The 10,750-nt window shown below is 45.8% G+C and carries 14 protein-coding genes and 1 pseudogene; 14 read left to right on the top strand and 1 reads right to left on the bottom strand.

What is annotated here, in order from left to right:
* Window positions 1–308: hypothetical protein (locus tag NSTCB13_RS16955; protein ID WP_448273090.1), on the bottom strand; the 308-nt coding region annotated here is incomplete at its 3' end.
* Window positions 309–408: 100 nt separating this feature from the next.
* Here NSTCB13_RS16955 and NSTCB13_RS16950 point away from each other — a divergent pair.
* The 14 genes and pseudogenes from NSTCB13_RS16950 (at window position 409) to NSTCB13_RS16885 (ending at window position 10,731) form a co-directional block, all read left to right on the top strand.
* Window positions 409–1,071, top strand: a complete 663-nt coding sequence (locus NSTCB13_RS16950) for a hypothetical protein (protein WP_448273089.1) — start codon at window positions 409–411, stop codon at window positions 1,069–1,071.
* A complete protein-coding gene (locus NSTCB13_RS16945) occupies window positions 1,072–1,530 on the top strand; it encodes a hypothetical protein (protein WP_448273088.1) in 459 nt (152 codons plus the stop codon).
* A 334-nt stretch (window positions 1,531–1,864) separates the two neighbouring features.
* On the top strand, window positions 1,865–2,860 hold the full coding sequence (locus tag NSTCB13_RS16940) for an alpha/beta hydrolase (protein WP_445627545.1): 996 nt from the start codon (window positions 1,865–1,867) through the stop codon (window positions 2,858–2,860).
* A 210-nt stretch (window positions 2,861–3,070) separates the two neighbouring features.
* Entirely contained in the window at window positions 3,071–3,466 is a 396-nt protein-coding gene (locus NSTCB13_RS16935) for a DUF6130 family protein (protein WP_445627546.1), read from the top strand.
* Between the two features lie 512 nt (window positions 3,467–3,978).
* Window positions 3,979–4,413: a nuclear transport factor 2 family protein gene (locus tag NSTCB13_RS16930; protein ID WP_448273087.1), complete on the top strand. Its 435-nt coding sequence runs from the start codon at window positions 3,979–3,981 to the stop codon at window positions 4,411–4,413.
* Between the two features lie 99 nt (window positions 4,414–4,512).
* A complete protein-coding gene (locus NSTCB13_RS16925; RefSeq protein WP_445627548.1) occupies window positions 4,513–4,917 on the top strand; it encodes a DUF302 domain-containing protein in 405 nt (134 codons plus the stop codon).
* Window positions 4,918–5,023: 106 nt separating this feature from the next.
* Window positions 5,024–5,389 carry a hypothetical protein gene (locus tag NSTCB13_RS16920; RefSeq protein ID WP_445627549.1) on the top strand — a complete coding sequence of 122 codons (366 nt, stop codon included), beginning with the start codon at window positions 5,024–5,026 and terminating at the stop codon, window positions 5,387–5,389.
* Window positions 5,390–5,426: 37 nt separating this feature from the next.
* Entirely contained in the window at window positions 5,427–5,930 is a 504-nt protein-coding gene (locus NSTCB13_RS16915; protein ID WP_448273086.1) for an FAD-dependent oxidoreductase, read from the top strand.
* Between the two features lie 7 nt (window positions 5,931–5,937).
* Window positions 5,938–6,816, top strand: a complete 879-nt coding sequence (locus NSTCB13_RS16910; RefSeq protein ID WP_448273085.1) for an FAD-dependent oxidoreductase — start codon at window positions 5,938–5,940, stop codon at window positions 6,814–6,816.
* Window positions 6,817–6,879: 63 nt separating this feature from the next.
* Window positions 6,880–7,839 (top strand): annotated as a pseudogene (locus tag NSTCB13_RS16905) (L-lactate dehydrogenase); the annotation flags it as partial.
* Between the two features lie 234 nt (window positions 7,840–8,073).
* Window positions 8,074–8,409 carry an alpha-L-fucosidase gene (locus tag NSTCB13_RS16900; RefSeq protein ID WP_448273084.1) on the top strand — a complete coding sequence of 112 codons (336 nt, stop codon included), beginning with the start codon at window positions 8,074–8,076 and terminating at the stop codon, window positions 8,407–8,409.
* Between the two features lie 7 nt (window positions 8,410–8,416).
* The gene (locus tag NSTCB13_RS16895) at window positions 8,417–9,733 is read left to right on the top strand and encodes a prenyltransferase/squalene oxidase repeat-containing protein (RefSeq protein WP_448273083.1); all 1,317 of its coding nucleotides are present in this window, start codon (window positions 8,417–8,419) and stop codon (window positions 9,731–9,733) included.
* On the top strand, window positions 9,663–10,010 hold the full coding sequence (locus NSTCB13_RS16890) for a prenyltransferase/squalene oxidase repeat-containing protein (RefSeq protein WP_448273081.1): 348 nt from the start codon (window positions 9,663–9,665) through the stop codon (window positions 10,008–10,010). The genes NSTCB13_RS16895 and NSTCB13_RS16890 overlap by 71 nt, the downstream gene beginning before the upstream one ends.
* Before the next feature lie 16 nt (window positions 10,011–10,026).
* Window positions 10,027–10,731, top strand: coding sequence for an HAD family hydrolase (locus NSTCB13_RS16885; protein WP_448273080.1), 705 nt, complete (start codon window positions 10,027–10,029; stop codon window positions 10,729–10,731).
* Window positions 10,732–10,750: the final 19 nt, after the last annotated feature.

Genomic DNA, 10,750 nt, shown 5'->3' with positions numbered 1-10,750 from the left:
CTTTGGTCGTCAGGATGTGAGATAGATCGCCCGAATAAACAATCGCATTTCACTATCTGAGGAGATCGAGATGACAACAACGACCGATTCCGATTTTGCTGCCCGCGAGGCACTACGCTGCTCGGCCCCCGATCCCGAAAACTGGGTACCCGATCGCCATAGGCATATCCGATCGCAATGTCACTATAATCGGTGGGCCAGCGGCAGCGGTAGCGCCTTTGTATTTGCGCTACGGCGTGCTGGCATCGGTCGCGTGACGGCGATCGATGCAGCCGATGACGAGGCTCATGCAGGCGTGTGGCTGACACGAGCGCGGATGGAAAAGCTCCGCACGCCGAAAAATGTGCCTGGCCCGGAAACTAGGCATCCCAGAATTATCCTTTCAAGCCTGGTACGAAGCGCGGCACGGTGCGGAAGCCTATGCGGCGATCGATCGCATTGGGCGAGTTGACATGGGCTGAGTACCTCAGTTGGTATCGGCACTCCTCGGTATCCAGGTTCGTTACCGGACGAAGTTGGGTGCGGGTTGAGCCAGCCGATGGTTTCTTCCGCCTACACCTTGAGGGTAAACGGTGTCCCACAGGTAGAAACTACGCGCAAAAATTATCTTCGCAAATGGCGTGGCGGCACTGGGTGGTGCATACATACCTCCAGTACTGGCTGACTTACCACGCACGCTGTACGCACATACCGCCGAGTGCCATCGATTTTGAAGCACTGCGCGGTAAGACTGTGGCGGTACTGGGGTGGGGGCGGCTTCAGCTTTCGATGCAGCAGGGAGTGGCGGCGGAATCGGGAGCTAAGGCAGTACACCTATTTGTCCGGCGGTCGGCACTTCCCATCTCTACCAATCCTTCGGATACGGGAATACCCTGGTGCTTACTGCAACTATCCCCAATTACCCGATGCAGCCCGCTGGTTTCAAGCTTGGGCGCTTGCGTCGAGCAGGCTCCACACCATCACGGAACGCGATTGAGCGAGCGATCGCCTTCCCGAACTTTCCACACATCACCTATCTGCACCTTGGAAATCGGCACAGGCAATGGGCGAACGCATTGTCATTCAGGGTGAATGATGATGTTTTCGAGGTTGATTTTGCGATCGCTGGCACGGGGTTACTTCGTTGACCCAACAAAGCGTCCCGAATTAGCCGACTTTGCCCAGCACATTGCTCTCTGGCGCGATCGCTACGAGCCACCAGAAGACCTGCGCGACGACTATTTAGGAACGCACCCTTACTTGGGTAACGCCCGTGAATTCCTAGAAAAAGTACCTGGCACTGCCCCTTATCTCAAAGACATTCACGTATTTAATCCTGCTGGTTTCGTCAGCTTCGGCTTGCCAATTGGTGACATATTTAGCATCCGCCGCGACATACCTGCAATAGTATCGTGCATCAGTCACGACTTGTTCTTTGAGGACTGGGCGCATCATGAGGCACGTATCACAGGCGATATCGCCCCCGATTTTGAGAACTCGCTCTATGCTGCTGCGGTGTGGAAACAACCGATCGAGGCAGCGACTCGCTAGGTCAAAAGAGGCAGGGGAGCAGGGAGCAGGGAGCAAGGGGGGAAAACTGAGACAGAGCTTGTACTCCGCCCCAGTAAGAACGCACTAGAAGGGCGGGGCTTCTCTCCGAGACGCTCCGCGAACGTACCCATGCTCCGCTTCTCTACCAGACGCACTCGCGTTCGCTCCGCGCAGAGGAGAAGGGCTTGTTCCCCCTGCTCCCTGCCCCCTTCCCCTCTGCCTCTTCAGTGATTGTCATTCCACAATCACTGCTGAATCAAGTATCACTGTTAAATCAATTCACTTAACAGTGTCATTTCAACAGATTTTTTACTACTTATCAAAGGAGAATGTCATGGTTGCTCAAACAAACTCGCCAGCAGCAAAAATTTTGGAAGTTGCCGACGATCCACGTCTTTCCAGTGGGGTGAAGGAATTTTTGAAAGTGCTGAATTCAGGAGGTGTGCCGTTAGAGACATTACCTCCACTCGAAGCACGTCAAGTACTCGTGGATGCACAGGCTTCTGTGACCGTAGACCTTTCAGGCATTGAAGAGTCTGAGAAGAAAATTATTGCTGACGGTTATTCGATTACGCTCAATATCGTGCGACCGGAAGGTATCAAAGGCACATTACCTGTTTTCATCTTTATTCATGGTGGTGGTTGGGTGTTGGGTGATTATCCAACACACAAGCGTATGGTGCGCGATCTGGTTGTGCTTTCAGGGTTTGCAGGGGTCTTTGTCAACTACACGCGCACGCCAGATGCTCAGTACCCACAGGCGATCAATGAGATTTATGCTGCGACCAAATGGGTTGCCGAGCATGGTGAGGAGATTGGGGTGGATGGCAAGAATCTGGCGGTGGTCGGCAACAGTGTCGGCGGAAATATGACAGCAGTCACTGCTTTGAAGGCGAAAGAAAACGGAGGGCCACACATCAAGCTACACATCATGATGTGGCCGATCGTCGATGCCGATTTTGAAACGAATTCTTATCATCAATTTGGCGACAAACGGTACTTAAGCGCACCCGCGATGAAGTGGATGTATGATATGTACATCGCTGACCCAGAAAAGCGCAAAGACATCTATGCTTCTCCTTTACAGGCGACGGTTGAGCAACTCAAAGGCTTGCCTCCAGCGTTAATTGTGGTTGCAGAGAGCGATATTTTGCATGACGAAGGCACAGCCTACGGACGCAAGCTCGATGAAGCTGGGGTAGAGGTGACAACGGTGCAGTACAACGGCATGATTCATGACTTTGGACTGCTCAATGGTTTAGCCGATCTGCCACAAGTGCGCTCTTTGTTTGTTCAAGCTGCTGCCCAATTGAAGAAATATCTGCAATAGGATGCGATCGATATTTTTGGGAAAAGGAAAAGACTCTCCTCCATCGCTTTGCTGCTTACGGAGTTAGCGTAGGAAAAAAGGGTAATTCGCAACTGCGGTCTGGGAACTCGCATCAAAGAAACGTTAACGTTTCTTTGATGCGATAACTCTGTGCCGTTTCACCTTCAAATGGATCGTTATATTTAAACTACTATCGGGTACTTACCTGCTATGAACAGCCACACACCGACTGCTAGGGACATTATCGGATCGTCACCGTTGATTGCGATTGAAAACGAAGCACCACCCAAGTTGATTGTCGATCCACCGCTTCCCGAACCACTAGCTCAGGGTCGCGTCTTTATCCAGTACCGGACGGAGAATTTGCGTGTGTTGCCAGTGTTTGGCAAAGGTGCTCTCGAAGTATCGCCGCGCATCGGTCATATCCACATCACCGTTGACGATTTGCCGTGGCACTTTGTCGATTCCAGTGGCGAAACGATTATCCTGGTCGGACTGGAACCTGGCGCGCACAAGGTGCTGATCGAACTAGCTGACCCCACACACAAAGTCATCACTAGCGAAACTGTGGAGTTCACGCTGCCCGATCCTAAGAAATCATCATGAAAAAACTAGTAGTCTACCAACCCAAAAATGTTAGATGGAGGTTGGGTAAAGGTTAAAGGGAAAAGGGTAAGGGATTTAAACCCTTTCCACCTTCCCCTTTTCCCCGCTTGCGTTGCCTTGGCGTACCATTAGAGGGAAAATTGCAGTTGTGACGGGGGCATCTGGAAAAATGCTGCACATCGCGGGTGGTATTCATCGATCTGTATTAAACTGCTTTTGAGGTAATTCGGTCGGCAGGCACTTACAGCAGAATCCAGAAGTAAAACAAAGTTCATACCTGGCTTTGGGACTTATACCAATTCTCCAAAAGACAGCAACAGATGGAACCAAGGAAAGCCTTGCTAAATCTGAGTTTTTCAATTGCGAATTGCGAATTGCGAATTGCGAATTGCGAATTGGTATTAGTTTGTCTACTTCACCAACTTGAAATCTGCTGTAAATTTAATTCAACCGTGCTGAGACGTTGGCAAAGCCTCTCGAAACGAGAATTGCGATTCTAGTGCTTACATACTATGAACAACCCCGAAAAACCTCGACCACCCCTGCCACCTTTCGATCGTGAATCCGCCATCCAAAAAGTCCGAATTGCAGAGGATGCTTGGAACACACGTAACCCTGAACTAGTATCACTCGCTTACACGTCGGATAGCATTTGGCGCAACCGCTCAGAATTTCTATCTGGTCGTGAGGCGATCGTCCAGTTCTTGACACGTAAGTGGCTTAAAGAATTGGACTACCGTCTAATCAAAGAGCTTTGGGCTTTTCAAGACAACCGCATTGCTGTCCGATTTGCTTACGAATGGCATGATGATTCCGGCAACTGGTTTCGCTCTTACGGCAATGAGAATTGGGAGTTTGACGAACACGGATTTATGCGATGGCGTATTGCCAGCATCAACGACCCCTGCCAATTCACCAAAGCGATCGCAAATACCACTGGATACTAGGTCGTCGTCCCGACGAGCATCCAGGATTGTCAGACCTCAATCTTTGAAAAGCTCAACGAACCAGATCGTCCAGTTTTATCCTACAAGAAATCCACTGCTATGAATGCAAACAACGGCATCATTAGCCAGCTCAGTCAATATTCAGTGCCTGTAACCATCGATCGATTAGAAGCCGTCCTTCAAGTAAAAGGCATCACCATTTTTGCCCGCATCGATCAACAGGCTGAAGCCGCAAAAGTCGGACTAAGCCTGTGTCCTACACAGTTGTTGCTGTTTGGCAACCCGAAAGCCGGAACTTCCCTCATGGTAGCAGAACCCACGATCGCCCTGGATTTACCCCTGAAAGTACTGGCATGGGAAGCGACTGACGGCAAGGTTTGGGTGAGTTACAACGATCCTAATTACTTAAAACAGCGATTTTCTCTCTGTGATGAGTTGGTGAAAAATATCGCTATCATTGCACCTTTAATCGATCGAGCACTTAATTCTGCCGATCGCCAATAAGTCGCAGAATTAGCACGCGATCGCACCTTGGCGTTTTTGAAACAGCATTTAGCCACTGGTGTCAAAGTCTCAAATAAATGTCAAACTTATTAATTTTGCAAGATTTATGAAAACATCCGCGTTACTCCTGGCTCTGCCAATCAGTATCTTAGCTAATTTTTCCTTAAGAGCTTCTGCTGATTCTACTGCTGGCCTCCTCCTGAGTACAAAATGCCAGGGTGGGTACAACATCAATATTTGGCAGAATTATACTTCTCGTGAACTGCTTTATCGCGCGACCAGTTCCAACGGTAATTTAAGTTTGGGCAAAGGAACTAGCCAAGCGACAGAAGGTGTTCGAGTGTATAAGTTTCGGAGTGGAATTTATGAATATTGGGTGTGGGATGGCACGTTAGATAACCCGCAGTCTGGTACTTTAGAGGTGTATAAAAACAAGCGTATCTTGATGAAGCAAGCTTGTAGAAAAAGTTGAAATCGTATTCACCCGCTCGAACTCAAAGGATATGGAAGTGAACGCTCAACACTATGACGACATTATTATCGGCTGTGGCAAAGCGGGTAAAACACTTGCACCAGCGTTAGTCGCTGACGGACGTAAAACCGCTCTGGTTGAACGCAGCTTAAATATGATTGGTGGCGGGTGCATTAATATTGCTTGCATTCCTACTAAAACTATGGTGGCGAGTGCTAATGTGGCAAACACAGTACGAAATAGTGCCGTTTATGGTGTTAAAGCTAATACACCCATCGTTAATTTAGCAGAGGTGATCCAACGAAAACGAACAGTTGTACAATCTGCGCGTGAAATGAACTTGCACAATTTAGAAACTGCTTTGGGTCACGAACTGATCATTGGTACAGCCCGCTTTGTTGCTCCCAAAACAATTGAAGTAACGACGACTGAGGGGAACAATCACTTCCTTACCGCCGAACGGTTATTTATTAATACAGGCACACGACCCGTTAATTCCATCGATTCCCGGACTCACAGAAGCTGGATTTTTAACGAGTGAGTCGATTATGGAGCTAGAACATTTGCCTGAACACCTGATCGTTCTCGGTAGTGGCTATATTGGTTTAGAGTTTGCCCAGATGTTTCGGCGTTTTGGCTCTGGTGTTACTATCATTGGGCAAAATGAGCAAATCCTGTCACAGCAAGATCCAGATATAGCGATCGCAGTTCAAACACTGCTAGAAAAAGATGGTATTGAATTCTTACTGAAGGCGAAGGTGTTGAGGGTTACTCGCACTGATAATCAAACCGTCCTGCAAATCCAAGTTGGCGAGGGTGATTTCACCCTCCAAGGGTCGCATTTGCTCGTCGCCGTTGGTCGTGCGCCCAATACTGAGAGCTTAAATTTAGCTGCTGCTGGTGTTGCAACCGATACACGCGGATTTATTCAAGTTAACGATCGCTTAGAGACGAACATTCCGGGAATTTGGGCGTTAGGCGACATCAATGGCGGCCCGCAATACACTCATATATCGCTCGATGATTATCGCATTATCAAAGCTAATTTAATTGATGGGGGCAACCGGAGTACACGCGATCGATTGGTTCCATCAAGTCTATTCATCGATCCAGAACTGGCTCATGTGGGTTTGACTGAAACTGAAGCACAGCAACAAGGATATGCTATCCGCGTGGCGAAGGTGGATGCGTCAGCCGTTCCCAGAGCAAGAACACTCGGTCAAACCGATGGACTTCTGAAGGCGATCGTGGATACAGATACAGGTCGTATTCTAGGATGTTCCCTGTTGTGTCATGAAGCAGGTGAAGTGATTTCAACGGTGCAGATGGTGATGCAAGCTCAGATGCCCTACACCGTTCTGCGCGATGGTATTTTAACTCATCCCACGATGACCGAAGGATTAAATATATTGTTTTCCAAGTTGTAAAAAGACAGCAATTGCAGATCCAAAGATTTACCAAACAAACGACATTTCACTCTTGCAAAAAGTAGATATAGCATGATGAGTAAAACATCTAAAGTCGGTATTATTGGTGCAGGTAATGTAGGTGCAGATGTTGCAAATGCTTTAGTTTTACTTGGCAGATGTGTAAGGGTTGTCCTTTTTGACCGAACCTTATCAAAAGCTGAAGGACAAGTATGGGACATTGAAGACAGCATTCCCCTACTTAAGGAGATGGAAATCATACCATCAAATCAGTATGAAGACTTAGCTGATTCAGATATCATTATTGTGACTGCTGGGGTGCAGCCGAAACTTGGACAGACCCGATTAGATACATTGAGCAACAATGCAGAGATTATACGTTCAACAATCAAAGAATTGGATCGAGTTGCACCGAATTCAATTGTAATTATCATTAGCAATCCAGTGGATGTACTCACGCGGATTGCGATCGCTACTTCCACCAGAGCAGAAAACCTAATTTTCGGTTCGGGAACCGTTCTTGATACTGCTAGACTGAGATATCAACTTGGAAAGCAACTGAATGTTGCAAAACAAGACATTCATGCTTATGTGATTGGAGAGCATGGAGACAGTCAATTTGTCGTTTGGTCTAGTGCATTTATTGGGGGAATTTTGTTAACTGAATTTCCCCTACCACAAGGAGAAACGCTAGAACAAATTCAGCAAGAGTACGCACAGTTAACTCGTAAACGGGGCTATAACATTTTTGAACGTAAAGGAAATACAAGCTATGGCATATCAACAGTAGTTTGTCAGTTAGTTGATACCATTCTGCGAGATGAAAAGCAGATATTTCCAGTATCCGTCAGAGCAGATTCTAACTATGGAGTTGGCAGTGAAGTTGTTCTTGGACTTCCATGTATCATTGGCTCAACAGGTATTGAGCGCCAACTGCTGTTATCAAGAAATGCTCATGAACAACGCTTATTAGAAGAATCAGCCAACAAACTCAATGAAGCCCATAATTTTCTGCATAATTAAAATTAATTGGGTGCAGTTGTAGTTGAAAATATAGTATCCTAAACAATACCTTTGCCATCAAGTAGAATAAGGCAGTACATGAGTTTAATATTCAGTAGATACTACTCAGGAAACAAATAGCTTTAGTTTCACTATTTGATAGATTTAAACTTAACATCCAGTGCTTGTTGATAAAAATGACTAAGTATACTTTCATTCTAAAGTTTGAGAAAGTTGTCAATAAGGAACCTTGTAATGATTAAGTTTTTAGTACGCGCGCTGTTTGCTACATTATCGTTAACAATATTTTTGAACTTGTTCACTTCTGTTGCCCTTGCACAAAGAACTTATGAGCCAACAACTGAATCGCTATCGAAGCATGAAGTTCCAGACTGGTTCAAGGATGCGAAACTCGGAATTTTCATCCATTGGGGGGTATATTCTGTACCTGGCTATGCACCACTAACTGGGGAACTGAACAAAGTCGTTGCAGAGCGTGGTTGGGAATATTGGGAAGAACAGCGCGATCGCTTGAATTTTTCACCCCGTAAGAGCGATGCCTTGCGATCGGAATTACACCTAACCTATTGACAAATCTATGGAAACTTTTAAAAAATTCTCTGATCCTATAGTCAGCTCTTCTGTTTTGCAACCTTTAATACTGGGTGAGCCAGAACTGCGTGGTCAAGTTATAGACTGCCAGAAGAAACTTACACGCTATCTAAAAGATCAAGTGAAAACAGACGGATCTGTTAGAGATGTTTGCAAGAGCCGTGTACTTGAATCCTCATTGATGCTCCACTTGCTTACTATTCAAGAAATATATCCAAATTGTCAATATCAACTCACTCACTACTTAACTACTCAACTTGATAAAGAGCATAATAACAAGTTCTACAAGGCTCTAATTATTGGAGCATTTCGTAAAAGTACGCCTGAAGATGCACAGGTTGTGGAAGATTATATGACAGGCTTTCAGCATTTTACAGCAAGTCGTAAGCGCGTGCTGTTCCGTGCAATCCTAGCAGAACTAGGAGTAATGCCGTATGACAGCCAGTATCAGATAGAACACTTCTTTTATCGAGCTTATCAAAGTTGGGTTGCAGCTGAAATATGCGCTCTCAAAGTTCTATACGCTTTTGGTTTAAACTACCGAAAGTGGATAAACCCTGATGACGTAGAATTTCTACTGGCAACGCAGAACAATAACTCGATTTGGGAAAAACACGTTTTAGCTAATATTATCATCTTATTGGCACTTCAAAAGTTTCCAGAACACCACCATGTAGTGTTGAAAGGAATTAACAATTTGCTAAGTTGTCAAAACTCAGATGGCGGTTTCCCTTTTATTGCTAGTTTTGAGATTTTCTGTACAGCAACTGCTGGAGTAGCGTTAACAGATAGTGGAGCAGACATAGAGACTCTATTACAAATGGCTGAGTACATAGTGAGGCAACAGCAATCAGATGGCGGATGGTCATATGCAGAGGGTACAAGTCAGACTGACGTAGATGATACTTCTTTCTGTGTGGAGTTTTTACAGGCAGTTGGGGTTGACAAATACAAAGAATACATTTCAAAAGGTGAGGCGTACCTTCTCGCTATTCAGAATGAAGATGGTGGATTTCCTACCTTTGTGCGTGGTAATTCCTCTGAAATTACCATGACAGCAGCAGCTCTTAACGCGTTGGCTCCTCGCTGTACTGAGTATACAAACGTTTTCGAGTTAGGACTACGCTACATCACAAGCCTTCAAAAGTTCGACGGTTCTTTTGAAAGGAGCTGGAGTCTGAGCGAAGCACAGGCGATTTTTCGTTCAGTGTTAGCAATGCGTACCTGTAAAGTTGTTCGGGTCAGCGCAGCTTTTAGAAAGTATTTATACAGCAGAAGCGAAAGCATTAGACTACCTGCGTAAATCCCAAAACAGCGATGGCGGTTGGGGTCATCAATTAGGTGACACGAGCGATGTTATCAGTACCTCATATACCCTAATTGCCTTAAGCAGCCTTGGTGATGCCGAAACATTAAGGCGAGGTACACATTACCTGATGCTACAGCAGGATGAAGAAGGGAAATTCGTCTCCATACCAGATCAAGTAGCTCCCCGACCCATACCTTATGATGTGCCTATTCTCACTAGTATCTTCGCGCTACTCGCTCTTAAGTACACCGCTGCCGTTATCAGGGAATAATATGCAAAGGAACGATATGAAAGTTGCTGCCTTAGATATTGACGGAACTCTCTACCCCGGTGCTTTAGGGCTTCAGTTACTACAAGCATTGACAGCAAATGGTATTAGTGATAAATCAAAGATCGAGGATATTTTTAAAGTAGTTGAAAAATATCGCCTTAATGAAATTGACTTCCAGATCATGGCAACTACCGCTTATAATCTCTTTGCAGAGGCGATTGCAGGGATATCACAAACTGTAATGCAGCGTATTGCTAGGCAAGTATGGCAGCAAGAACGAACCAAACTATTCCCTTTCGTTCCGAAACTCCTCGACATTCTCAACAGCCAGGGATATTCCCTTGTATTAATTTCAGGTAGCCCGAATGAAATCGTGTGTTGCCTAGCTGAGGAGTTTGGGATTTCAAAATACCAAGGCTCAATTTTCGCCACTCACCAAGGCAAGTACACTGGAAAAGTAAATCTCTTGTCAGGATCTCTCGGCAAGAAGTATTCTATTTTTCTACAGATGGTTAAGGATTGGAGTGTAAATCTGGAGGAATCCCTTGCCATAGGTGATTCAATAACTGATACGGCGCTCCTTGAGATCGTTGGAAAACCTGTAGTGTTTGAACCTCATCCATCATTAATGTCGATCGCACAAGAGAAAGATTGGCTTGTTACCAACCGGAATAATATTGTCAAACATATCATGGAGTTAGAAAACCCATTTTTGACTTAAACAATAACATCGTGGGTTT

It is taken from the genome of Nostoc sp. DSM 114160 (assembly GCF_053470305.1).
The sequence above is the reverse complement of the archived record's forward strand: the minus strand, read 5'-3'. Positions and strand labels throughout refer to the sequence as shown.